The 23,957-nt window shown below is 67.4% G+C and carries 23 protein-coding genes; 17 read left to right on the forward strand and 6 right to left on the reverse strand.

The genetic code is table 11. The annotated features are described in order from the left end of the window. Positions 1-15 precede the first annotated feature (15 nt). The 4 genes from G3W89_RS02875 to G3W89_RS02890 all read left to right on the forward strand — a co-directional run bounded on the left by G3W89_RS02875 (position 16) and on the right by G3W89_RS02890 (position 4,977). Positions 16-2,343, forward strand: coding sequence for a TonB-dependent receptor (locus G3W89_RS02875; RefSeq protein ID WP_162572685.1), 2,328 nt, complete (start codon positions 16-18; stop codon positions 2,341-2,343). 25 nt (positions 2,344-2,368) lie between these two features. Beyond that, entirely contained in the window at positions 2,369-2,872 is a 504-nt protein-coding gene (locus tag G3W89_RS02880; protein ID WP_162572686.1) for a copper chaperone PCu(A)C, read from the forward strand. Between the two features lie 71 nt (positions 2,873-2,943). Then, positions 2,944-3,678, forward strand: a complete 735-nt coding sequence (locus G3W89_RS02885) for a PhaM family polyhydroxyalkanoate granule multifunctional regulatory protein (protein ID WP_162572687.1) — start codon at positions 2,944-2,946, stop codon at positions 3,676-3,678. A 30-nt stretch (positions 3,679-3,708) separates the two neighbouring features. Next, positions 3,709-4,977 carry an FIST signal transduction protein gene (locus G3W89_RS02890; RefSeq protein ID WP_162572688.1) on the forward strand — a complete coding sequence of 423 codons (1,269 nt, stop codon included), beginning with the start codon at positions 3,709-3,711 and terminating at the stop codon, positions 4,975-4,977. On the opposite strand, the gene G3W89_RS02895 is transcribed toward G3W89_RS02890, so the two are convergent. Beyond that, positions 4,974-6,146, reverse strand: coding sequence for a M20 aminoacylase family protein (locus tag G3W89_RS02895; protein ID WP_162572689.1), 1,173 nt, complete (start codon positions 6,144-6,146; stop codon positions 4,974-4,976). The two genes, G3W89_RS02890 and G3W89_RS02895, sit on opposite strands and share 4 nt — an antisense overlap. Positions 6,147-6,155: 9 nt before the next feature. Next, positions 6,156-7,139 carry a tripartite tricarboxylate transporter substrate binding protein gene (locus tag G3W89_RS02900; RefSeq protein WP_162572690.1) on the reverse strand — a complete coding sequence of 328 codons (984 nt, stop codon included), beginning with the start codon at positions 7,137-7,139 and terminating at the stop codon, positions 6,156-6,158. A 130-nt stretch (positions 7,140-7,269) separates the two neighbouring features. Between G3W89_RS02900 and G3W89_RS02905 the strand changes: the two genes are divergently transcribed. Continuing rightward, a complete protein-coding gene (locus tag G3W89_RS02905) occupies positions 7,270-8,154 on the forward strand; it encodes a LysR family transcriptional regulator (protein ID WP_162572691.1) in 885 nt (294 codons plus the stop codon). Positions 8,155-8,275: 121 nt separating this feature from the next. Here G3W89_RS02905 and G3W89_RS02910 read toward each other — a convergent pair whose 3' ends face one another. Next, on the reverse strand, positions 8,276-9,007 hold the full coding sequence (locus G3W89_RS02910) for a helix-turn-helix domain-containing protein (RefSeq protein ID WP_162572692.1): 732 nt from the start codon (positions 9,005-9,007) through the stop codon (positions 8,276-8,278). Positions 9,008-9,130: 123 nt separating this feature from the next. Between G3W89_RS02910 and G3W89_RS02915 the strand changes: the two genes are divergently transcribed. From G3W89_RS02915 to G3W89_RS02945, 7 genes are all read left to right on the forward strand, one after another. Further along, entirely contained in the window at positions 9,131-9,973 is an 843-nt protein-coding gene (locus tag G3W89_RS02915) for a hypothetical protein (RefSeq protein ID WP_162572693.1), read from the forward strand. A 23-nt stretch (positions 9,974-9,996) separates the two neighbouring features. Further along, on the forward strand, positions 9,997-11,961 hold the full coding sequence (locus G3W89_RS02920; RefSeq protein WP_162572694.1) for an MFS transporter: 1,965 nt from the start codon (positions 9,997-9,999) through the stop codon (positions 11,959-11,961). Next, positions 11,961-12,614 (forward strand): phosphatase PAP2 family protein, encoded by a 654-nt coding sequence (locus G3W89_RS02925; protein WP_162572695.1) that lies wholly within the window; start codon positions 11,961-11,963, stop codon positions 12,612-12,614. Before G3W89_RS02920 ends, G3W89_RS02925 begins: the two co-directional genes overlap by 1 nt. 103 nt (positions 12,615-12,717) lie before the next feature. Continuing rightward, positions 12,718-13,203: a YiaA/YiaB family inner membrane protein gene (locus tag G3W89_RS02930; RefSeq protein ID WP_162572696.1), complete on the forward strand. Its 486-nt coding sequence runs from the start codon at positions 12,718-12,720 to the stop codon at positions 13,201-13,203. 41 nt (positions 13,204-13,244) lie between these two features. Continuing rightward, complete coding sequence (locus G3W89_RS02935) at positions 13,245-13,703, forward strand: hypothetical protein (protein WP_162572697.1); 459 nt, start codon at positions 13,245-13,247, stop codon at positions 13,701-13,703. An 83-nt stretch (positions 13,704-13,786) separates the two neighbouring features. After that, complete coding sequence (locus tag G3W89_RS02940) at positions 13,787-14,584, forward strand: DUF2145 domain-containing protein (RefSeq protein WP_162577296.1); 798 nt, start codon at positions 13,787-13,789, stop codon at positions 14,582-14,584. Positions 14,585-14,612: 28 nt separating this feature from the next. After that, the gene (locus tag G3W89_RS02945; RefSeq protein WP_162572698.1) at positions 14,613-15,704 is read left to right on the forward strand and encodes a serine endopeptidase; all 1,092 of its coding nucleotides are present in this window, start codon (positions 14,613-14,615) and stop codon (positions 15,702-15,704) included. On the opposite strand, the gene G3W89_RS02950 is transcribed toward G3W89_RS02945, so the two are convergent. Further along, the gene (locus G3W89_RS02950; protein ID WP_162572699.1) at positions 15,677-16,453 is read right to left on the reverse strand and encodes an SDR family NAD(P)-dependent oxidoreductase; all 777 of its coding nucleotides are present in this window, start codon (positions 16,451-16,453) and stop codon (positions 15,677-15,679) included. The genes G3W89_RS02945 and G3W89_RS02950 overlap by 28 nt on opposite strands. A 182-nt stretch (positions 16,454-16,635) precedes the next feature. Here G3W89_RS02950 and G3W89_RS02955 point away from each other — a divergent pair, with 182 nt between their 5' ends. Continuing rightward, complete coding sequence (locus tag G3W89_RS02955; protein WP_162572700.1) at positions 16,636-16,812, forward strand: hypothetical protein; 177 nt, start codon at positions 16,636-16,638, stop codon at positions 16,810-16,812. Position 16,813: 1 nt separating this feature from the next. Here G3W89_RS02955 and tgt read toward each other — a convergent pair whose 3' ends face one another. Both tgt and queA read right to left on the reverse strand, forming a co-directional pair. Continuing rightward, a complete protein-coding gene (gene tgt / locus G3W89_RS02960) occupies positions 16,814-17,986 on the reverse strand; it encodes a tRNA guanosine(34) transglycosylase Tgt (RefSeq protein ID WP_162572701.1) in 1,173 nt (390 codons plus the stop codon). A 14-nt stretch (positions 17,987-18,000) separates the two neighbouring features. After that, positions 18,001-19,041 (reverse strand): tRNA preQ1(34) S-adenosylmethionine ribosyltransferase-isomerase QueA, encoded by a 1,041-nt coding sequence (gene queA, locus G3W89_RS02965; protein WP_162572702.1) that lies wholly within the window; start codon positions 19,039-19,041, stop codon positions 18,001-18,003. Positions 19,042-19,116: 75 nt separating this feature from the next. Between queA and recG the strand changes: the two genes are divergently transcribed. The 4 genes from recG to ubiA all read left to right on the forward strand — a co-directional run bounded on the left by recG (position 19,117) and on the right by ubiA (position 23,955). Further along, a complete protein-coding gene (recG, locus tag G3W89_RS02970) occupies positions 19,117-21,225 on the forward strand; it encodes an ATP-dependent DNA helicase RecG (RefSeq protein ID WP_162572703.1) in 2,109 nt (702 codons plus the stop codon). Between the two features lie 64 nt (positions 21,226-21,289). Then, on the forward strand, positions 21,290-22,261 hold the full coding sequence (locus G3W89_RS02975) for a LysR substrate-binding domain-containing protein (RefSeq protein WP_162572704.1): 972 nt from the start codon (positions 21,290-21,292) through the stop codon (positions 22,259-22,261). A gap of 141 nt (positions 22,262-22,402) precedes the next feature. Beyond that, positions 22,403-22,996: a Dps family protein gene (locus G3W89_RS02980; RefSeq protein ID WP_162572705.1), complete on the forward strand. Its 594-nt coding sequence runs from the start codon at positions 22,403-22,405 to the stop codon at positions 22,994-22,996. A 77-nt stretch (positions 22,997-23,073) separates the two neighbouring features. Further along, complete coding sequence (gene ubiA / locus G3W89_RS02985) at positions 23,074-23,955, forward strand: 4-hydroxybenzoate octaprenyltransferase (RefSeq protein ID WP_162572706.1); 882 nt, start codon at positions 23,074-23,076, stop codon at positions 23,953-23,955. Positions 23,956-23,957: the final 2 nt, after the last annotated feature.

Genomic DNA, 23,957 nt, shown 5'->3' on the forward strand with positions numbered 1-23,957 from the left:
CGAGGAGCGCTTTCCATGAACAAGAACAACGTGCTGTCCCTCGCCCTGGGCGCGGCTTTCCCCTGGCTGGCCGGACCGGCATTCGCCCAGGCCTCTCCGATGCCAGCCGACGACCAGGCGCCCGAGCGCATCAAGTCGCTCGGCGTAGTGACCGTTACCGGCGGCCAGCCGACCTCGCTGCCCACGCAGATTCCCACCACCATCGAAGGCGTGACGCGCGAGGAGATCGAGACCCGCATCAACGCTACCGACAGCGAGGACGCGCTCAAGTACCTGCCCAGCCTGCTGGTGCGCAAACGCTATGTCGGCGACTACAACCACGCCATTCTCTCGACCCGCGCATCCGGCACTGGCAACAGCGCACGTTCGGCGGTCTATGCGGACGGCATCCTGCTGTCCAACTACCTGGGCAACGGCATCGCCAACGGCACCAACTATGCGCCGCGCTGGGGCCTGGTCACGCCCGAGGAGATCGAGCGCGTCGACGTGATGTACGGCCCCTTCTCCGCGGCCTACCCCGGCAACTCGGCCGGCGCCGTGGTCGACTACGTGACGCGCATGCCCACCCGGCTCGAGGCGCATGTGAAGGCCGGCTACTTCTCGCAGCCCTTCGACCTCTACAACACGCACCGCACCTTCGACGGCTGGCAGACCAGCGCCTCGCTCGGCAGCAGGAGCGGCGACTGGTCCTGGTGGATCGACGTCAACCGCACCGACAGCCGCGGTCAGCCGCTGACCTTCACCACCGCTACCTTGGCTTCAGGCGTGCCGGGCCGCGCCGGCACGCCGGTGGCGGGCGCCGTCGCGGGGCTCAACACCACCAATACGCCCTGGTACATCCTGGGCACCGGCACTGCCTACCGCACGGTGCAGGATCACGCGAAGCTGAAGCTGGCCTACGACTTCTCGCCCAGTATTCGCGCCACCTACACGCTGGGCTGGTGGCAGAACAGCGCGGAAGGCCGGCCCGACAGCTACCTGGTCAATGCGGCCGGCCAGCCGGTCTTCAGCGGGCCGATCGTCATCGGCGGGCGCGGCTACACGCTGGCACCCACTGCTTTCCCGCTGACCAACGACGCCCAGACGCACTACATGCACGGGCTTTCGGTCAGGAGCAACACCCGGGGCGAATGGGACTGGGAAGTGGCCGCCAGCCTGTACGACTACGCCCGGGACCGGCAGCGCGCGCCCACCGTCGCGCTGCCGCTCGCGGCCATCGGTGGCGCCGGCACGCTGCAGGACCAGGACGGTACCGGCTGGAACACCCTCGTTGCCAAGGGCACCTGGCGGCCGCAAGGCGTGGGTGGCGCGCACATCGTCGACTTCGGCATCGGCCGCGATGCGTACAAGCTCGCCATCGCGAAGGACGACGTGTCGGGCAACTGGCGGGACGGCCCGGTCCTGCCGGGGTCGCTGGTCAGCAATGTCGGCGGACGCACCGTGACGCAGAGCGTCTGGGTGCAGGACAGTTGGGGCTTCGCACCGAAATGGAAGGCCGTGCTCGGCCTGCGCTACGAGAATTGGAAGGCGAAGGACGGCTTCACCGCCATCGCCACCGGTTCGCAGCCTTACGCCGCACGCAGCGAATCGGATGTGTCGCCGAAAGCCGCGCTCGCCTGGCAACTGTCGAAGGACACGGTGCTGAAGGCGTCGTTGGGCCGCGCAGTGCGCTACCCGACCGTGGGCGAACTGTACGGCGCAACCTCGGGCGGGGCGCTCTCCTTCATCAACGACCCGAACCTCAAGCCCGAGAAGTCGTGGACCGGCGAGCTTTCCGCCGAGAAGGACCTGGGCAGCGGCCTCGCGCGCGCCACGCTGTTCCACGAGACCACCAAAAACGCGCTCTACAGCCAACTGATTCCGAACTCCACCGTCTCTCGCGTGCAGAACGTCGACAAGGTGCGCACCACCGGCCTCGAGCTGGCCTACGCCGGCCAGGACGTGGGGGTCCGCGGCCTGGACATGGGTGCCAGCCTGACCTATGCCGATTCCACGATCGTCGCCAACGCAGCCTTCCCGGCCAGCGTCGGCAAATGGCAGCCGCGCGTGCCGCGCTGGCGCTCCACGGTCTACGCCAGCTACAAGCCCGACGCGCGCTGGGCCTTCACCGCTGCGGCGCGCTACAGCGGCCGCCAATATTCGAGCCTGGACAACACCGACGTCAACGCCTTCGCCTACTTCGGCGCCAGCCGCTACTTCACCGTCGACCTGCGCGTGCGCTACCAGATCGACAAGCGCTGGTCGGCGGCCTTCGGCATCGACAACGCCAACAACCAGCAGTACTGGAACTTTCATCCCTACCCGCAGCGCTCCTACAGCGCTGAACTCCGCTTCGACCTTTGATTCACACTTCAGCAAGGACCCTGCCATGAACACTCGCTTTCTCCCGCGGCTCCCGCGCCGCATCTCCACCTCCCTTCTCCTGCTGGCAATTGCCGGCAGCGCCCTGGCCCAGGCCCCGGCGGTCGACGTGCGCGATGCATGGATCCGCGCCTCGGTGCCGGGCCAGAGCGGTACCGGCGCCTTCATGAAACTCAATGCCCCCGCGGGCGCACGCCTGGTCGGCGCTTCCACGCCCGTGGCCGGTGTGGCCGAAGTCCACGAGATGAAGATGGAAGGCGACACCATGCGCATGCGCGGGCTGGAACACGCCCTCGAGCTTCCGGCGCGTCAAACCGTCGAGCTCAAGCCGGGCGGCTTCCACCTGATGCTCATGGACCTGAAGAAGCCTTTGGCCAAGGGCAGCACCGTGCCGCTGACACTGCGCTTCGAGGATCCGAAGGGGCAGACGAGCACGCTGGAGCTGAAGGTCCCGGTGCTCGCCGGACCGGCAGGCTCTGCAGCACCCGCGGGCGGCGCACACAAGCACTGATCGCTTCCGGGTCCATGCGCATGGAGTAAGCTGGCCGGGCACAAGAAAACCTCTTCGCAGGAGACCATCCCATGAGCGACGCCAAGCCATTCGCCTTCAGCCAATTCGTTCCGGGCTTCGACTTCCTTCAGAGCCTCGCGAAGGGTGCTGCCGGCGGCGCCAGCGCCGTGCCCGGCATGCCCAGCCTGTCGAGCTGGGTCGCGCCGACACTGAGCGTGGAGGAAGTCGACAAGCGCATCCAGGAACTCAAGACGGTGCAGTACTGGCTGGAGCAGAACGGCCACGCACTCAAGGCCACCATCCAGGCACTGGAAGTGCAGAAGATGACACTGTCGACCCTGCGCGGCATGAATCTGCGCATGGAAGATCTGGCCAATGCCTTCACGCGGCCCGCCGAGCCGCGGCCAGCCTCGGCGGCCCCCGCACCGCAAGCTCAGGTGCCCGTGCCGGAATCCGAACCCGAGGCCGCTGAGCCGGAGGAGTCAGCCGAAGTGCCGGCGCCCAGGCCCGGCGCCAGGGCGGAGGCCGCCAACGGACCTGCCGCGCCGGGTGCTGCCGGGGGCTTGATCGACCCGCTTCAGTGGTGGGGCGCGCTCACGCAGCAGTTCCAGCAGATCGCGAGCTCCGCCTTGCAGGATGCGTCGCAGCTGAAGATGCCGGCCGTGGCCCAGCCGATCGCGGATGCGATGAGCGAGGCGATGAACGCGGCAGCGCCCCCCGCGGCGCGCAAGACAGGCGCCACCGCGAAGAAGGCACCCGCAGCAACCAAGAAAACGGCGGCGCGCAAGCGAACGCGCGCGCGCTGATTTGCAACCTTTGCCTGGGAGTCCGAGGCCATGAAGCTCTTCCCCACGGGCCACGCCACCCATCCCCAATGGCGCATGGCAGCGGGGCTCGTGCTCGCGCAACTGCGCGCGCAGATGGCGCTGCCGGACTATGCGCGCGCGCCCACGCTGGGCCTGCTCTACATCACGGACCACTACGCCGCGGAGGCGCAGGAGATCCTCGATCACCTGGGCGCCGAGCTGCCCGAGATCACCGACTGGTCCGGCACCGTCGGCATCGGCGTGTCGGCCAACAATGCCGAATACTTCGACGAGCCCGCGCTGTCGGTCATGCTGTGCATGCTTCCGAGCGACCAGTACCGCGTGTTCTCGGGCGTGGCGCCGCTGGCCGGCTCCGAAATGAGCGGCTTCGCGGCCCACACGGCCCTGGTGCATGCCGATCCCGGCACGCCGGACCTGCCGGAACTGGTGGCCGAAATGGCAGGGCGCACCGACACCGGCTACCTTTTCGGTGGCCTGTCATCGGGGCGCAACGGGGCGCTCCAGTTCGCGATCGGCGGTAACGGCAACATCCGCGGCCACGGAGCCGCGAGCGGTGTTTTCTCGGGCGGCCTGTCGGGCGTGGCCTTCGGCGATGGCGTGCGCCTGGTGTCGCGTGTCACCCAGGGCTGCCAGCCGGTCTCGCGCGAACGGGAGATCACCGAAGCCGAAGGCAACCTGCTGCTCGGGCTCGACGGCGAGCCGGCGCTCGACGTGCTGCTGGCCGAGCTCGGTGTATCGCTGGAGGCGCCGCAGGAAGCGATCGAGGCGGTGCGTGCCACGCTGGTAGGACTGGTCGACGCCGGCAGCGACGGCATCCGGCGCACCGGCGACCTGGGCGCCGACGTGCTGGTGCGCCACATCATCGGCCTCGATCCCACCCGCCGCGGGATCGCCATCGCGGACGTGGCGGAGTCGGGCATGCGCATGAGCTTCGTGCGCCGGAACGCGCAGGCCGCGCGTGCCGACCTGATGCGCATCTGCGCCGAGGTCCGCGAGGAACTCGAGCCGCAGGAGCAGACGCTCGCGACAGCGCGCGCCGTGGCCGCCGGCGAAGCAGAGGCCGCTCCTCATCCGGCGCGCCGCATTGCGGGCGCCGTGTACGTGAGCTGCTCGGGGCGGGGCGGTCCGCATTTCGGCGCGCCGGGCGCCGAGCTGCAGATCGTGCGCCATGCGCTCGGCGACGTGCCGCTGGTCGGCTTCTTCGCTGCCGGCGAGATCGCGCGGCACCATCTGTATGGCTACACGGGCGTGTTGACCGTGTTCGCCGCAAACGATTAGCGCAAAAAGCGCTCGGCCAGGAGCACCCAGTAGGCCGCGCCGATCGCGACGTTGCCGTCGTTGAAGTCGTAACCGGGGTTGTGCACCATGCAGGCGCCGTGGCTGTCGCCTTCGCCATTGCCGATCAGCAGGTAGCTCCCGGGTACGTGCTCCAGCATGAAGGCAAAGTCCTCGCTTCCCGGCAATGCCGGAGCCTGCAGCGTGACGCGTTCGGGCCCCAGCAGCTCCAGCGCCACCTCGCGCGCAAAGGCGGTCTCCTGCGGCGTATTGACCAGCACCGCGTAACCGGGCCGCCAGTCGATCTGCGCCTGGACGCCGAAGCTTTCGGCCTGGGCCGCGATCAGGGCCTTGATGCGTTCCTCCAATCGGCTTCGCACATCGCGGTCGAGCGCGCGCACGCTGAGCTCCAGCGTGGCGCTTTGCGGGATCACGTTGTTGGCCTTGCCCGCATGGATGGCGCCGACCGTCACCACCGCCATCTGCAGCGGGTCGATGTTGCGCGATACCACCGTCTGGAGCGCCATCACGATGCTGGCCGCCGCCACGATGGGGTCCGCCGTGCAATGCGGCATGGCGCCGTGGCCGCCGATGCCGGTGAGCGTGACGGTCGCGTAGTCGGAAGAGGCCATCGCCGGCCCTTCGCGCAGCGCCAGCCGGCCCTGCGCCAGGCCGGGCATGTTGTGCATCGCGAAGATGGCGTCGCACGGGTACTTGTCGAACAGGCCTTGCTCCATCATGCGCACCGCCCCGCCGCCGCCTTCTTCGGCCGGCTGGAAGATCAGGTTCAGCGTGCCGGAAAAGCGCCCGCGCTCGGCCAGGTGGTGCGCGGCGGCCAGCAGCATCGCGGTGTGGCCGTCGTGGCCGCAGGCGTGCATCACCCCGGCGTGGCTGCTGGCGTAGGCCAGGCCGGTGGCTTCGTCGATGGGCAGCGCGTCCATGTCGGCGCGCAGGCCCAGGCGGCGTTCGCCGTCGCCACGCACCAGCCGGCCCACCACGCCGGTGCCGCCGAGGCCGCGCTCGACCTGGTAGCCCCAGGCATCGAGCCGCTCGGCGACAAGAGCCGAGGTGCGGTGCTCGTCGAAGCCGAGCTCGGGATGACGGTGGATGTCGCGGCGGATGTCGATGAAGGCATCGGCCTGTGCGTGCAGGTCTTCGAGAAGTGTGCTCATGGATTCAGCTTACTGCGGCTGCAGGTGAATGGACTTGGCGATCTCCCGATAGCGCGCGGTCTCGGCCTCGAAGAACTTCGCGGATTCGGCCAGCGACATCGGCGGCGATGCGACCTGCGTCTGCGCTGCGAGCTGCGTGCGCACGCTTGGATCCTTCAGGGTCGCGCCGATGGCCTTGTGCAGCTTCTGCACCACGTCATCCGGCGTGTTCTTTGGCACCATGAAGCCGCTCCAGGTCTTGTAGGCGAAGTTCTTCAGCTCCTTGCCTTCGCTGGCGGTAGGCACGTTCTTCAGCAGCTCGGAGCGTTGCGCGCCGAGCTGGCCGATCACCTTGAGCCGGCCCTGCTCGGCCAGCGCGCCCATCGCGGCGCTGTACACCAGCACGGCGAAGTCCACCTGCCCGCCGCCAAGGTCCTGCAGCAGCGGCGCGTTGCCCTTGTAGGGCGCGTGCATCAGCTTGATGCCCGCGTCCTGTTGCACCTTCTCCAGGATCAGGTGGTAGAGCGAGCCGACGCCGACGCTCCCGTACGAGAGCGGCTTGTCGGCCGACTTGCGCGCCAGCGCGATGAGCTCATCCACGCTGTTGGCCGGCAGGTCCTTGCGGGCAACGAAGACCATCACGGCGTCAGCCACGGGATGCACCAGGCGAAAGTCCTCGGCCTTGAGCTTGACGGCCGCGTTGGCCAGCGGCGAAAGGATCACCTCGTTGGGCGAGCCCTGGAAGATGTAGTAGCCATCGGCCGGCGCCGCCAGCACTTTCTGCGCCGCCATTGCACCGCTCACGCCGCCCAGGTTCTCGACCAGCACCTGCTGGCCCAGCTCCTTGGCCAACGGGATCGTGAAGATGCGCGCTGTCGCGTCTGAAGGTCCGCCGGCCGGATACGGAACCATCAGGTTGACGGGCTTGGCCGGGTAGCCCTGGGCCAAGGCCGTACCGGCGGCCAGCAGCAGGCCACAGGCGAGGAGGTGCGAACGCTGAAAGAACGATGTCATCGGAACTCCGGTTGTGCACCGGCGCGATTGCCGGAGGCCAACGAATCCTAGGAGTGGAAACGTTGAACGTCCAATGCATTGTTGGCTGCATTAGCATGAGTTCAATGCAGCCACTCCGCAGAGCTTCTTCATGACGCTGGTTCAACTCAGGCACCTCATTTCGCTGGCCCACACAGGCTCGTTCAGCCAGTCCGCGCAGGCCCTGCATCTGACGCAGCCGGCCTTGAGCCGCAGCATCCGCGCGCTGGAGGACGAACTGGGCATGCCGCTGTTCGACCGCGTGGGTCGCCGCAACGAGCTCACCGCCTTCGGCCGCGAGGTCCTGGAGCGCTCGCGCCACCTCGTCTTCGAGGCCGACGAGCTGCGCGACAGCGGCCGCCGGTTGCGCGAAGGAGAGGGCGGCACCGTGCGCATTGGCATGGGCTCGGGTCCGGGCGCGATGCTGATGACGCCTTACCTGATGTACATGGCCGAGAACCACCCGAAGATGCGCGTGGCGGTGGCGCGCGGCGGCACCGATCTGCTCGTGCAGTCGCTGCGTGCGCGCAGCCTCGATGCGCTGGTGGTCGATGCGTTCTCCCTGAAGCCCGCGCCCGACCTCGAACTCGGGCTGGTGCGCAACATGCGCGGCACCTTCATGTGCCGGCGCGGCCATCCGCTCACGCGGCTGCGCACCGGCGTGTCCTTCGAGGCGGTGCAGCGCTACCCGATCGCCTCGACGCCGCTGAGCGACCAGGTGGCACGCACGCTGGTCGAGGCCTACGGCCCGGAAGCGCACCCTTCCCATTGCGTGACCCTGCAATGCGAGGAGGTGCCCAGCCTGGTGGAAGTCGTGCGACGCAGCGATGCCGTGCTGCTGGCCATCCGCGCGGCGGCGCCCGACCTGGTCGAGATGAAGATGACGCCGCCGCTTGATGGTATGGCTCGCTTCGGGCTCGTGACCTTGCGCCGGCGAACCGAGGCGCCGGCGCTGGCCGTCCTGCGCACGCTGATGCAGGCGATCATGCGGGACTGAAGATCAGGCGCCAGCGAAGCGCTGCACCCGTGTGGCGTCGCCGTCACCGCGGGCGAGTTCTTCGACGCGCCGCACGGTGGCCTCGCAGCGGATGTGCTGAGGTCGCGGCAAAGTGGGCTCATCAACGCCGCAGCCGTGTGAACAGCTCGAATTCCCAGTTGCGCATGCCCAGCAGCAGCGTGTAGCCCTCGCGCTCCTTGGGAGAGAGCTTCTGGTCGGTCTGGTGCTGCTGCGCGAAATCCTGCGCCACGCGCTGCAGGCGATCGAGAAAGGCCGGCGCCAGCGACTTGCTGATCGAACCGTGCACCAGCAGCAGGCCCTCGGCCGGCCCATCAAAGCCCCCGCGGTAATAGTCCAGCACCACGTTCTCGCGGAAGAAATCCATCACCGGCCCGTGCGGGCGCCAGCGGAAGGTCTTGGCCAGCTTGAGTCGGTAGCGGTTGAGCGGCCTGAGCTCGATGATGCCGATGCGGTCCAGCTGCGCCAGGTAGCCGATGCACTCGGCATCGGTCAGGCGGTAGGCGGCAACGATCTGCTCCAGTGTCCACTGGCTCAGTACACAGATGGCCATGAGCAGCAGCTTCTTGTCCTTGACCACGGCCTTCTCCTGCTCCAGCGTCAGCTCCTTGAGCAGCGGCTGTGCGTCGGCGACGCGTCGGGCCAGTTCCGCGAAGTCGATCTTCAGGGCGCGGCAGATCGCGTCGACCCGGGTCAGAGGCATGTCGCCCTTGGCCAGCATGCGCTTGACGCTCGACTCGGCCATGTCCAGCGACTTGGCGAGGTCCGCATAGGTCATGCGTGCCGTTTTGAGTTCGTTCTTGAGAGCCTGGATGAGATCGACGGTGGTGCTCATGGCGTTGGGTATTGCGGCTCGATACCAAAGGGCGTGAATAAGTACTCCGTATCGATTCTCGATGCTGCTGGAGGCGCTGGCAACCTACATTCCGCGGAACCGACATCCACCACCGGAGCCGCCATGTCCCCGTTGTCTCTTCTCTCCCGCCGCGAACGTGCTCTGCTGCTCTTCTTCACGTTGCTCCTGCTGACAGGCGTGTTCGGGCCCGCGCTGGTCGCGCCTGGGGTCGGCAGCGAGCCCTTTGCCGACGAGCGCGGCTGGGCCGGACTGCCGCACGCCATGGACGTGTTGAGCAACCTGCCCTTCGCGGCACTCGGCGTCTGGGGCCTGCGCTGGCTGCACTGGTACGACCGGACGCACGAGCACGTGCAGGACGCGGCGCCCCTGCACCCTGCGACGCAGCCGCCTGTCAACCTGCTCGACTGCGCCTGGATGTTCTTTGCCGGCTTGGTCCTTACGGCCGCGGGCTCGGCCTTCTACCATCTGCAACCCGACGCCGTGCGCCTCGCTGCCGACCGTGCCGGGATGACGGTGGCCTTCGCCGGATTGATCGGTTGCGCCGTTTGCGAGCGGGTCAGCGCGCGCGCCGGATGGCTCGTCGCCTGGTTCGTGCTTGCAGTCGGCTTGTTGGCAGTCGCGGTCTGTCACGCCACGGGCAACGTGCTGCCCTGGGCGCTGGTCCAGTTCGGCGGCATGTTGCTGGTGCTCGCGCTGGCGCTGGTCAGGCCCGGCCAGGGCGCCATTGGCCTCCGGCTGGGATGGGTGATCTTTTTCTATGCCATGGCCAAGCTCTTCGAGCTCGCGGACCAGGCCATCTACGAGGCGACGCACCATCTGTTGGCAGGCCACAGCCTCAAGCACCTGACGGCCGCACTGGCTGCGTTGCCGGTTCTGCACGCGCTCCAGGCCATGGGGCGCGAGACGCTGCGGCACAATTCGGGCGGGGCCGCAGTGACGGCCTGAGGAGCCCGCCAGGGAGATTTCGAATGACCGCATCCACCGATACCTCCCCGCTCGTCGGCGCGCCGGCGCCGAACTCCCACGCCAACCAGTTCTCCCTGCTCGGCCAGCGGCGCTTCGCGCCCTTCTTCTGGACCCAGTTCGCAGGCGCGGCGAATGACAACCTGTTCAAGTTCGCCTTCACGGTGATGGTGACCTACCAGCTGCAGCTCGACTGGATGCCGCCGGCCATGGCGGGCCTGGTGATCGGTGCGTTGTTCATCCTGCCCTTCCTGCTGTTTTCGGCGACCGCGGGGCAGCTCACCGACAAGTACGACAAGACGAAGATGATCCGCTTCGTCAAGAACCTCGAGATCGCGATCATGGTGCTGGCCGCGTGGGGCTTCATCCGTGGCGATGCGGTGCTGCTGCTGGGCTGCGTGTTCCTGATGGGGCTCCATTCGACGCTCTTCGGCCCCGTCAAGTTCGCCTACCTGCCGCAGGTGCTCGATGCGCGCGAGCTCACCGGCGGCAACGGCATGGTCGAGATGGGCACCTTCGTCGCCATCCTGTTGGGGCAGGTGGCCGGCGGTCTGCTGGTCGCGCTGCCGGGCATCGGGCATACCACCGTGGCGGTGGCTTGCCTGCTGCTGGCGCTGGTGGGGCGCGGCGTGGCGCAGGCTATTCCGCCTGCGCCAGCGACCGACCCGGGCCTGGCGATCCACTGGAACCCGGTGGCCGAGACCTGGCGCAACCTGCGGCTTGCGCACGGCAACGTGGTGGTGTTCCGTTCGCTGCTGGGCATTTCGTGGATGTGGTTCTTCGGCGCCGTCTTCCTGAGCCAGTTCCCGAGCTTCGCCAAGGAAGTGCTGCATGGCAACGAGCAGGTTGCCTCGCTGCTGCTGGTGGTGTTCTCGGTCGGCATCGGCATCGGATCGCTGCTGTGCGAAACGCTGAGCCGCCGCCAGGTAGAAATCGGCTTGGTGCCGCTGGGCGCGATCGGAATGAGCGTGTTCGCCATCGACCTCTATTTCGCCGCGCGCGGCTTGCCGCCCGCGGCCGAGATGGGCTTGCAAAGCTTCGTGGCCCAGGCGCCGCACTGGCGGGTGATGGCCGACCTGGGCCTGCTTTCGCTCTTCGCTGGCCTCTACAGCGTGCCGATGTACGCACTGATCCAGCTGCGCAGCCAGGCCACGCACCGTGCTCGCATCATTGCGGCCAACAACATCCTCAACGCGCTCTTCATGATCGCCAGCGCGGTGATTGCGGGGGTGCTGCTCAAGACCGGCTTCACCATCCCGCAGATCTTTCTCTTCACGGGCATCGCCAATGCAGTGGTGGCCTTCTACATCTTCATGCTGGTGCCGGAATACCTGCTGCGCTTCGTCGCGTGGGTGCTGACGCGCCTGGTCTACCGCTTCGAGGTCAAGGGCGAGGAGCACATCCCGGCCGAAGGCGCCGCCGTGCTGGTCTGCAACCATGTGAGCTTCATCGACGCGGTATTGCTGATGGCCGCCAGCCCCCGCCCCATCCGCTTCATCATGGACCACCGGATCTTTCGCGTGCCGGTGCTCGGCTGGCTCTTCCGCCTGGCGAAGGCCATTCCCATTGCGCCGCAAAAGGAAGATCCGGATGCTTACGAGGCGGCCTTCGCGAGTGCGGTGCAGGTGCTGCGCGAGGGCGACCTGCTCGCCATTTTTCCCGAGGGCGCGATCACGCGCGACGGCACGCTGCAGACCTTCAAGGGCGGCGTGATGAAGATCCTGGATGACGCCCGCGCCGAAGGCGTCGACGCACCGGTCGTCCCGATGGCGCTGACCAATCTCTGGGGTTCCTATTTCAGCCGCTTCGAGGTTCGGGACGGCAAGCGCGTCGCGATGGTGCGTCCCTTCCGGCGCGGCTTCTTCAGCCGGGTCGGGCTCCATGTCGGCAGCGCCATGGCGCACGCGGAAGTCCAGCCCGAATCCCTGCAGCGGCGCGTGAGCGGGCTGCTGGGGAGCCAGCCGGCCTGATGCTGTCCCTGCCTGACGACTTCTGGTATTCGATCACCTGGTTCGGTGACAGCGGCTTCCTGTTGCCGGTCGCGGCCTGGATCGCCGTGTGGCTGGGAGTGCGGACGGCCACGCGGCCGATCGCATGGCGTTGGCTCGCGCTCTTCGGCGCTGCCGGCGCATTGGTAGCAGCTTCGAAGATCGCCTTCATGGGCTGGGGCATCGGCAGCGCCATGCTCAATTTCACCGGCATCAGCGGGCACACCATGCTGTCGGCCAGCATCTGGCCGGTCGCGTTCTGGCTGGTCGCCGCGCACTGGCAGCCACGTGTGCGCGCCGCCGCTGCTGCGCTCGGCTGGGCCTTTGCCGCCCTCATCGGGCTGTCGAGGCTGGCCATCTATGCCCATTCCAAGTCCGAGGTGGCGGCCGGCTTCCTGCTTGGCGCGGCGGTCAGTGGATTCTTCCTCTGGCGACAGAATCACCGGCCGCCTCGGCTCCACTGGGTCCTGCTGCTCATCAGCATCGTGTCGCCGCTGCTGTTCCTGCGCCCCGGCACGCCAGCGCCCACGCACGACGCGCTCGGGGTGATCGCCGTGCGGCTGGCCGGCACCGACCGGCCCTTCACGCGCGACGACCTGTTGCGGCGCCGTCAACAGCGCATCGGTACTGATTGACGATACCGGCGGCGGCCAGATCCGCGACCGGTGCAGGAATTTGCGCCCTGCGGGGGCCGCGCGAACCATCATTCGCGCACCTTCACTACGCCGCGAGGCATCCATGCAACCCTCTCAGTCCATCGTCTCCATTCAGCGCGACACCCGCGCCTGGCAAGTCCAGGTCTGGATCTCCTTCGGCCTGGCCGTGTTCCTGTGTGCGACCGGCCTTGGCTGGCTACCGGGACAGGCGCTGGACCGGGCGTTCATGGTGATGGGCTACGTGTTCTGCCTGTCTGCTGCCTTCGTGCTCGCCAAGTTCGTGCGTGACAACCAGCATGGCGCGTCGCCCGGCGCCGGCGACACGCCGATGTGGAAGCTCGTGGTGTGGGGCGGCTTCTTCACCGCCATGGGCCTGACCGGCTGGGGCCTGCTGCGCATGGAGATCAGCGAGACCTACAAGGCTTTCCTCGGCGTGAGCTGGGTGTTCCTGATCAGCAGTGCCTTCACGCTGGCCAAGAGCCTGCGCGACCGCCATGAAGCCGACATCACCGAAGCGCGTCTGCAGGGCCGTCGCGAAGCCCGCGACGAAGTGGATCGAAGCGAATGAGCGCCGGGTCTCTCCCATCAATCTTTTCCGGAGAACACAACATGAAGAAGTCCTTTGTCGCGGCGTTGATCGCGGCCTGTGCCGCGCTCGTGGGCGCCTTTGCTCCGTTGCAGGCCCATGCGCAGAGCGACGCCTCGGCCGCACTGTCGATGCTTCCGGTGGCCTCGGTGATCGGGACCGCGTCGCTGGCCGGCAGCGCAGCCAGTGCGGTCGTGGCCGTGCCGGCGGCGCTGTCGGTGGCCGGGGCGGCGCTCACCGTGGTGGCGGTGGAGGCGTCCGTGGACGGCACGGTCTATCTGCTGGAGCGCGCTTCCGACGGCGCGCGCGCCAGCGTCAAGGTCATGGGGCGCGTCGTTCATGGCAGCGTCGTGGTGACCGGTACGGTGGTGACGGTGAGCGTGATCGGCACTGGCGTCGTGCTATCGGCGGCTGGCGAGGTGCTCGCCTTCGTGCCGAACGCCATCGGCCGCGCGCTGCTCTACAACGAGAGGCTGTCGTGAAACGGATCCCCACCAACTTCGGCAGCTATGAGACCGAGTACCGCAGCCGCATGTCGCGCGCACGGCGCGGGCTGCGGGCGGTGATGCACCTGCTCGCGGCCGCGACGGCGGTGGTGCTGGCGGGCCTCTTCCTGTTCCCGCTCAACGCGCACGCGGGCCGGTCCTGCGAGGAACACCGGCTGGCCGCAGCTTCGATCATCAAGGGCATGGAGCTCGCGCAGCGCACCGCGCAGCAACTGGATGCCAGCGGCGCGCAGGTAGTGCTGCTGGCGAGAGCGGGGCAGGACCTGGGCAAGTACGGGCTGCGCTACTCCCACATGGGCCTTGCCTACAAGACCGAGGCAGGGGCCTGGCGCGTGGTGCACAAGCTCAATCAGTGCAACACCGCGACGGCGGCGATCTACCGCCAGGGACTGGGCGAGTTCTTCCTTGACGACCTGTGGCGCAACGAAGCGGCCTGGGTGGTGCCGACGCCGGATGTGCAGGCGCACCTGCGGGCTGCGCTCGATGAATCAGCGTTGCGCATCACCCGGTTGCATACGGCGCCCTACAGCATCGTGAGCTATGCCTGGGGCGACAGGTACCAGCAGTCGAACCAGTGGGCCATCGAGACGCTCGCCGCGGCAATGGAGCCGGCGACCATCCTTACGCGCGGGCAAGCGCAGGCATGGTTGAAGTTCAAGGGCTACGAGCCCACCACGCTTAAGCTCGGGCCGCTGACGCGGCTCGGCGGCCGCCTCGGCGCGGCCAACGTGGCCTTTGACGACCATCCGAACGAGAAGCGCTTTTCCGACCGCATCGAGACCGTGACGGTCGACTCGGTCTTCGCCTGGCTACCGCGCGCAGGGCTCGGGGCGGCGCCTGTGGTGCTCAGGCTCTAATGCGGCAGTTCCAGAAACGAGGAGTGAAATGAGCAGTAAATCCCTGCGCCTGTCCGAGAAGTGGTTCCGCCGCGGCCTGTGGGTGGTAGCGCTCGTGTTCGCAAGCTTCCTGATCGGGCTTGGCAGCACCATCGTGGGCGATCTGCCGCGGGTCGAGCGCACATTGACGCTCGACGACTTCATCGACCGCCCGGCCGCCGAGCCGCTGCGCCAGACCATCCGGGCCAGCCAGCGAACCGAGCAGGAGTCCACGCGCGAGCGCGAGCAGGCCGAACTCGCGCTGCTCGCTGCACAGCAAGCCAGCCGCGCGGCGCGCGAGACCTTCGGCAACTGGCTGGCCACGCGGCGCGTCACCGCGCAGCCCGACCAGGACAGCGAGCTCATCGCTCGCACCAAGGCGCTCGATGCGCTGAAGGGCAAGGAAGACGAAGCGCAGCGCGCCGTTGGGACGCAGCGCCAGATTGCGCTCGACGCCCGCCAGGCGCGCCAGGCCGCGCAGGAGAAGCTCGCGGCACTGGAGGAGACGGCGCGCAAGGCGCTCGAGGCGGAGAACCGGCGCGTCGAGTTGCGCGTGTTCGGCTACCGGCTGGCGCTCACCCTGCCGCTCCTGGTGGTCGCGGGCTGGCTGTTCGCGAAGAAGCGCAAGAGCACCTGGTGGCCCTTCGTCTGGGGCTTCATCTTCTTTGCGCTGTTCGCCTTCTTCGTCGAGCTCGTGCCCTACCTGCCGAGCTACGGAGGCTATGTGCGGTACGCGGTGGGCATCGTGCTGACCGTGCTGGTGGGGCGCTACGCGATCATCGCGCTCAACCGCTACCTCGCACGCCAGAAGCTGGCCGAGGCGCAGCCCGACATGGTGCGGCGCAACGAGCTGAGTTACGACACCGCCCTCGCGCGGCTTGCCAAGAGCGTCTGCCCCGGCTGCGAACGGCCGGTGGATCTCAAGAACACCGAGATCGACTTCTGCCCGCATTGCGGCATCGGCCTGTTCGACCATTGCCGCGCGTGCAAGGCGCGCAAGAGCGCTTTCTCCCTCTTCTGCCATGCCTGCGGGACCGCTGCGGCAGTGCCTCTGCCAGCCGGTGTACCGCCGCTTCAGGTCCAGCCCGCGTCAACCACGTAGTCCTGCGCGCTGCACATCCTCGAATCGTCGGCCGCGAGAAAGAGTGCCATGCTGGCGATGTCCTCGGCCCTCACGCGGCCGGGCAGGCACTGCGCGGCGTCGATCTGGGCCTCTGACTCGGGCTTGACCCACAGTTTCAGCTGGCGCTCGGTCATCACCCAGCCGGGCACGATGGAGTTGACGCGGATGTTGGCCTTGCCGAGGTCGCGTGCCAGGGAGCGCGTGAGGCCTCGCGCGGCGGCCTTGCAGGCCTGGTAGACCGGATAGCCGGCGCCCTTGATCATCCAGCTGATCGAGCCGAAGTTGATGATCGAGCCGCCGCCGGCCGCGCGCATGTCCTCGGCCACCGCCTGCGCAGCAAAAAACTGGTGCTTGAAGTTGATCGCCACCAGCGCATCGAAATCCTCGCTCGTGACATCGGCCATGTCGTGGCGCCGATCGTTGGCGGCGTTGTTGAGCAGCACGCGGATCGGCCCGAAGCGCGCACGGGTTGCGGCAATCGCCGCTTGCAGTGCGGCGACGTCGGTCACATCGCACTCGCAAAAGAGCACCGCGTTGTCGCCCTGCAGGGTGTTCGCCAGTGCCTGGCCCGCCGCGACATCGATATCGCAGAAGCCGACATTCGCGCCTTGCGCATGGAAGGCACGCACCAGCGCTTCGCCGATGCCGGTGGCGCCACCGGAGATGAAAACGCTGCGGCCCGCGAGCGATGGATAGCGCGCCGAATAGGTGGAGTTCGTTGCCGTCATGGTCAGGTTCCGTGCGAGTGGAGAGGGCTGCCGCGACTTGGGCGGCAGAGTGATTCTCTCCGCCGTGGTCGGCGCGTGCCAGTTGCACCCACAGGCCTTGCATGCGGCGTATGGCTTAGGTCGTGTTCCCACGCGCGCGGCTTCTGACTACGCTCGATTCCTTCGATACGAGACGTGCAACCATGTTCAGCCAGCTCCTTCGCCGCCACGCCGCTGCCGGCCTTTACCTTGCATCGGTAGCCGCCGCCTTGCTGTCGGCGGCTAGCCTGGTCGCCAATGCCAAGGAACCGGACGAGATCCACCTGTTCGAGGCTCACATCGCGCCGCTGGTCTTCGAGACCCCAGGCACCGCGGAGTAGCTCAGATGCCGCGCGCGCGATCGGTCTTGAATCGCGCGCGGAACTGCGGATAGGTGCCCGCATCGAGGGCCGCGCGGATCTCGTGCATCAAGTTCAGGTAGTAGTGCAGGTTGTGGATGGTCGTGAGCATCGGCCCGAGCATCTCGCCGCAGCGGTCCAGGTGATGCAGGTAGGCGCGGCTGAAGCCTTCGCGCCCGCCTTCGTTCCACGGCACGCCGGAGGCCCCCGCGCAGGCATGGCAGCTGCAGCTTGGATCGATGGGCTGCGGGTCGTTCTTGTGGCGCGCGTTGCGCATCTTCAGATCGCCGAAGCGCGTGAAGAGGGTCCCGTTGCGCGCATTGCGCGTGGGCATCACGCAATCGAACATGTCGACACCCTGAGCGACGCCTTCAACCAGGTCCTCGGGCGTGCCGACGCCCATCAGGTAGCGCGGCTTGTGGGGGGGTAGCCGGTGCGGCGTGTGCGCCATGATGCGCAGCATTTCCTCCTTGGGCTCGCCCACGCTCACGCCGCCGATTGCATAGCCCGGAAAGTCGAGCTCCACCAGTTGCGCCAGCGACTCTTCGCGCAGGTTCTCGTACATGCCGCCCTGCACGATGCCGAAGAGCGCGTTGGGGTTTGCCAGTCGCGCGAATTCGGCCTGGCAGCGCCGTGCCCAGCGCAGGCTCAACGCCATCGACGAGTGCGCCTCGGCCTCGGTGGTGATGTGACCATCGGTGTCGTAGGGCGTGCACTCGTCGAACTGCATGACGATGTCGCTATTGAGGATGGTCTGGATCTGCATCGAGACCTCGGGCGTGAGGAAGAGCTTGTCGCCGTTGACCGGTGAGGCGAACTTCACGCCTTCCTCGCTGATCTTGCGCATTGCACCCAGCGACCAGACCTGGAAGCCGCCGGAATCGGTGAGGATGGGCTTGTTCCATTTCTCGAATTGATGAAGGCCGCCGAAGCCGGCCATCACGTCGAGGCCGGGGCGCATCCAGAGGTGAAAGGTGTTGCCGAGGATGATCTGTGCGCCCATCTCCTCGAGGCTGCGGGGCATCACGCCCTTGACTGTGCCGTAGGTGCCCACGGGCATGAAGATCGGCGTCTGCACCACGCCGTGGTTGAGCGTCAGGGTGCCGCGGCGGGCGTGGCTGCCGGGGTCGGTGGCGAGGAGTTCGAAATTCAGCATGCGTCGTGTCTTGATCAGTTCGCCAGGGCCAGGAGCATCGCGTCGCCGTAGCTGAAGAAGCGATAGCGCGCGTGGATCGCGTGGGCATAGAGCGCCATCACGCGCTCGTGGCCGGCGAAGGCACTCACCAGCATCATGAGCGTGCTCTTGGGTAGGTGGAAGTTGGTGACGAGCAGGTCCACGTGGGCGAAGGCGAAGCCGGGCGTGATGAAGATGCCTGTGTCGCCGCTGGCTTCGCCGCTCCTGGCCCACGACTCGAGCGTGCGCACGGTGGTGGTGCCGACAGCGACGATGCGGCCGCCGCGCGCCTTGGCCTCGGCGATGGCGTGCTGGGTTGCCTCGGGCACATCGTAGCGTTCGGTATGCATCTGGTGCTCGGCAATGTTCTCGGTCTTGACCGGCTGGAATGTGCCCGCGCCTACGTGCAGCGTGACGTTGGTGCGTTGAACGCCGCGCGCCTCGAGCTCGTCGAGCAGCGCCTCGTCGAAGTGCAGCGCTGCCGTGGGTGCGGCAACCGCCCCTGGCACGCGGGCGAACACGGTCTGGTAGCGGTGCTCGTCCTGCTGCGAATCGGCGTGCTCGATATAGGGAGGCAAGGGCACGTGGCCGCAGCGCGCCATCAGCGCGTAGGGATCCTCGCCCGTGGGGCTGTCGAAGCGCAGGCGGAACAGCGCGCCGTGCTCGTCGGGCCAGCGGCCCAGCAGTGTCGCCTCGAAGCCGCCCGCCATCGCCAGCACGGTGCCGACCGGCGGCTTCTTGCTGACCTTCATGTGGGCCACGACCTCATGGCCCTGCAGCACGCGCTCGACCAGCAGCTCGAGCTTGCCGCCGGTGGGCTTCTCGCCGAAGAGCCGCGCCTTGACGACGCGGGTGTCGTTGAAGACCAGCAGGTCGCCCGCGCGCAGCAGCGAGGGGAGTTCTTTGAAGATGCGATCGGCGGGTGGGTCTCCAGTGCCGTCGAGCAGGCGCGAGGCGCTGCGTTCGGTTGCGGGATGCTGAGCCACCAGCTCGGGCGGCAGCTTGAAATCGAAATCGGAAAGCGTGAAGGCGCGCATGAGTCTTGAGGGCCGGACGGACCCGTGCCAAGGAGGCAATGGGAGGGAAGCGGGAGAGGCGGGCAGAATTGTCCCATGCCCGCCACTGCCAAGTCCTTGCCACCGGAAGAGCCCGCACAAACCGCGGCGCCCGGCGCCGGCCTGAGCGCGGTGCAGCGCGCGCTCCGCAAGCTGGGCCTGGTGCGGGACATCGATTTCGCGCTCTACCTGCCGATGCGCTACGAGGACGAGACCCGGGTCGTTCGGCTCGCGGACACGCGCGATGGCGACATGGCGCAGATCGAGGCGATGGTGATCGAGTGCGAGGTGGTCTTTCGCCCACGCCGCCAGCTGATCGTGACGGTGGACGACGGCAGCGACACCTGCCAGCTGCGCTTCTTCAACTTCTATCCCTCGCAACAGAAGCAGCTGGCGGTGGGCGCAAGGGTGCGCGTGCGCGGTGAAGTGAGGGGCGGCTTTGTCGGGCGGCAGATGATGCATCCGAACGTCAAGGCGGCCGGCACGGAGTTGCCCGAAGCACTGACACCGGTGTACTCGACGATCGCGGGTCTGCCGCAGCCCGTGCTGCGGCGGGAAGTGCGCTCCGGACTTGCTCGCGCTGTGCTCGACGAAACGATTCCTGCTGCCGACATTCCGGATGGGGCCTGGGATTTGCGGCGTGCGCTCCATTTTCTGCACTACCCGGCTCCCGACGTCGCGATGGCCACGCTGGAGGATCACAGCCATCCGGCATGGCAGCGGTTGAAGGCCGACGAGCTGCTGGCGCAGCAGCTGTCACAGCTGCAGGCGCGGCAAGCCCGCGCGGTGCAAAGGGCGCCAGTGCTGGCGGCGGTGCCCACCAAAGACGCGTTGGGCGATGTGCTGCGGGCTGCCTTGCCCTTCGCCCTGACGGGTGCCCAGCAGCGCGTGGTGGAAGAGATCGTCCATGACCTGGCTCGCGAGGTGCCGATGCACCGGCTGCTGCAGGGCGATGTGGGCTCCGGCAAGACCGTCGTCGCGGCGCTTGCCGCCGCCCGTTGCATCGACGCGGGCCACCAGTGCGCGCTGATGGCGCCCACCGAGATCCTGGCAGCCCAGCATTTCGGCAAGTTGGTCGGGTGGCTCGATCCGCTGCTGGCAGAGCGCGGCCTACGGGTGGCTTGGCTCACCGGCAGCCAGAAGAAGAAAGAGCGCGACGCAATGTCGGCCGCGGCCGAGAACGGCGAGGCCGCGCTGGTGATCGGCACGCATGCGGTGATCTCGGAGAAGGTGCGCTTCCGGCGGCTGGCGCTGGCGATCATCGACGAGCAGCACCGCTTCGGTGTCGCGCAGCGCCTGGCTCTGCGAGGCAAAGCCGGCGGGCAGCTGGAACCTCACCTGCTGATGATGAGCGCCACCCCCATCCCGCGCACCCTGGCGATGAGCTACTACGCCGATCTCGACGTCTCCACCCTCGATGAGCTTCCGCCGGGCCGCACGCCCATCGTCACCAAGCTGGTGGCCGAGCACCGGCGCGACGAGGTCGTCGACCGCATCCGCGTCCAACTCGAGCAGGGCCGGCAGGTCTACTGGGTTTGCCCCCTGATCGAGGAAAGCGAGGCCGTCGACCTGCGCAACGCCACCGAGACCCGCGACGAGCTCGCCGCGGCGCTGGGGGATCAAGTCGGCGTCGGGCTCCTGCATTCGCGCATGCCGACGGCCGAAAAACAGGCCGTGATGGAAAGCTTCACCGCCAACAGGCTGCAGGTGCTGGTCAGCACCACCGTGATCGAGGTTGGCGTCGATGTTCCCAATGCTTCGCTGATGGTGATCGAGCATGCCGAGCGTTTCGGACTCTCGCAGCTGCATCAGCTTCGCGGGCGCGTGGGCCGCGGCGCGGCGGCCTCGGCGTGTGTCCTGCTCTACGCACCGAACGAGGGCGGCCGCGTCGGGGAGGCCGCGCGACAGAGGCTCAAGGCCATGGCCGAGACCAGCGACGGCTTCGAGATCGCGCGGCGCGACCTCGACATCCGCGGCCCCGGGGAGTTCCTCGGCGCACGCCAGTCAGGCGCACCGTTGCTGCGCTTCGCGGACCTCAGCACCGACGTCCTGCTGCTCGACTGGGCTCGCGCCGTGGCCCCGCGCATGCTGGACCGGCATGCCGAGCTGGCTGAGAAGCACATCGACCGGTGGCTGGGCAGCAAAGCCGAATACCTCAAGGCCTGAATGCAGGCAATGGGGCGATGCTCCCGACAGCTTTGGGAGCTCTTGCGCATAATTGACGCAAGCTATGACCCTCACGGAACTCAAATACATCGTTGCGGTCGCGCGCGAGCGGCATTTCGGCAAGGCGGCCGAGGCCTGCTACGTATCTCAACCCACCCTCTCGGTCGCGATCAAGAAGCTGGAGGACGAGCTCGAGGTCAAGCTCTTCGAGCGCAGCGCGGGCGAGGTCACGGTCACCCCTCTGGGCGAGCAGATCGTGCAGCAGGCGCAGAGCGTGCTTGACCAGGCCGCCAGCATCAAGGAGATCGCCAAGCGAGGAAAGGACCCGCTGTCGGGGCCGCTCAATCTGGGTGTGATCTACACGATCGGCCCCTACCTGCTGCCGGACCTGGTGCGCCAGAACATCGCGCGCACCCCGCAGATGCCGCTGGTACTGCAGGAGAACTTCACCGTCAAGCTGCTGGAGATGCTGCGTGCCGGGGAGATCGACTGCGCGATCATGGCCGAGCCCTTCCCGGATGCCGGACTTGCGGTGGCGCAGCTGTACGACGAGCCCTTCATGGCTGCCGTTCCCATCCACCATCCGCTGGCAGAGCGCGAGTCCGTGAGCTCCGACGAGCTCAAGAAGGAGACCATGCTGCTGCTCGGCACGGGCCATTGCTTTCGCGACCATGTGCTCGAGGTCTGTCCGGAGTTCGCACGCTTCTCGAGCGATGCCGAGGGCATTCGCAAGAGCTTCGAAGGCTCCTCGCTGGAGACCATCAAGCACATGGTGGCGGCTGGCATGGGCGTGACGCTGGTGCCGCGATTGTCGGTGCCGGCCGATGCGCTGAAGCCCCGCGCCGCGAAGGGCCGGGGCAGAGAGCCCGAGCAAATCGTGCGCTACCTCCCCGTGCGCGACCTGCAGGGCGGCGAGCCGCCGACGCGCCGCGTGGTGCTGGCCTGGCGCCGCAGCTTTACTCGCTACGAGGCCATCGCCGCGCTGCGAAACGCGATCTACGCCTGCGAGCTGCCGGGCGTGAGACGGCTCTCGTAGCTGCCGCGCTCGGCCGCCGAACTCCACCATCTCTGGCAGGCGGCGACGCAATCGCCGCGATAGAGTGCGGCTGTTGCGAAGCCGGCGTTTGGCTTTTAAAGTTTCTTCCGGTTCAACAACCTCGAAGAAAGAATCCTCGCCATGGCCAAAGTCGACAAGAAGTCCAAGTCCGCCTTCGGCAACGCGCCGGCCGCCTCCGCCGGCAAGGTGCCCAACAAGGGCGGTACGCTCGTGGCACAGGAATCGGGCGGCCGCAATGCGCCGATCATCAACATCGGCATCGAGAGTGAGGACCGTGCCGCCATCGCGGAAGGCTTGAGTCGCGTGCTGGCGGACACGTACACGCTCTATCTCACGACGCACAACTTCCACTGGAACGTGACGGGGCCGCATTTCAACTCGCTGCATGCAATGTTCATGGAGCAGTACACGGAGCTGTGGGGCGCCACCGATGTGATCGCCGAGCGCATCCGTGCGCTGGGGCACTACGCACCGGGCTCCTATGCCGAGTTCAGCAATATCGCGACCGTGCCCGACGTGCCCAAGGACCCGCCCAAGGCAATGGAGATGGTGCGCATACTCGTGAAGGGTCACGAGACGGTCTCCCGCATCGCGCGCGAGTTCATCCCCGTGGCCGAGGAGGCCGGCGACGATCCCACTGCCGACATGCTGACTGCGCGCTGCACCGTGCACGACCAGACGGCCTGGATGTTGCGTTCGCTGCTCGAAGACTGAGCTGCCTCCCGGGCCGCGGCGCTTCGCGCAGGGGCCGCAAGTGGCCTTCTTTTGGGGCCGTGGCGCAAAATCGCGGCATGTCCGTATCCACCGCCATCGCTACTCGCGGCCGTCTCTCGCTCTACCTGGACCTGATCCGCTGGAATCGGCCGGCCGGCTGGCTGCTGCTGCTATGGCCTTCGCTGTCGGCGCTCTGGTTTGCGGCCGATGGATTTCCCGGCTGGCACTTGCTCACGGTCTTTGTGCTCGGCACCATCCTGATGCGTAGCGCCGGCTGCTGCGTCAATGACGTGGCCGACCGCGATTTCGATCGCCACGTCAAGCGCACCGCGCAGCGGCCGGTCACCAGCGGTGCGCTGTCGGTCGCCGAGGCGCTGACCGTTGGGGCCGTGCTCGCGCTGGCCGCTTTCGCCTTGGTGCTCACGACGAATCGTGCGACGGTGCTGTGGTCCTTCGCGGCGCTTGCGGTCACGCTGGTTTACCCGTTCGCCAAGCGCTTCATGTCCATCCCGCAGGCGGTCCTGGGCATCGCCTTCAGTTTCGGCATTCCGATGGCTTTTGCGGCGGTGCAATCCTCGGTGCCGGCCTTCGCCTGGTGGTTGCTGGCGGGCAATCTGTTCTGGGTCTTGGCCTACGACACCGAGTATGCGATGGTCGACCGCGACGACGATCTCAAGATCGGGATGAAGACCTCGGCCATCACCTTCGGGCGCTTCGATGTGACCGCGGTCGTGGCGAGCTATGCCATCTATCTCGGCATCTGGGCCGCCGCCGGCACGAGCCGCGAGTTGGCTCCCATCTTCCACTGCGGCATTGCCTTGGCAGCGGTGCAGGCACTGTGGCATTGGTGGCTGATCCGCCAGCGCGCCCGGGAGGGGTGCTTCAAGGCCTTTCGGCTCAACCACTGGCTGGGCTTCACCGTGTTTGCAGGCGTCGTAGCTGGCTATCTGCTGCGCTGAAC

The sequence above is a fragment of the Variovorax sp. PBL-H6 genome (genome assembly GCF_901827155.1).
Classification (GTDB): Bacteria; Pseudomonadota; Gammaproteobacteria; order Burkholderiales; family Burkholderiaceae_C; genus Variovorax.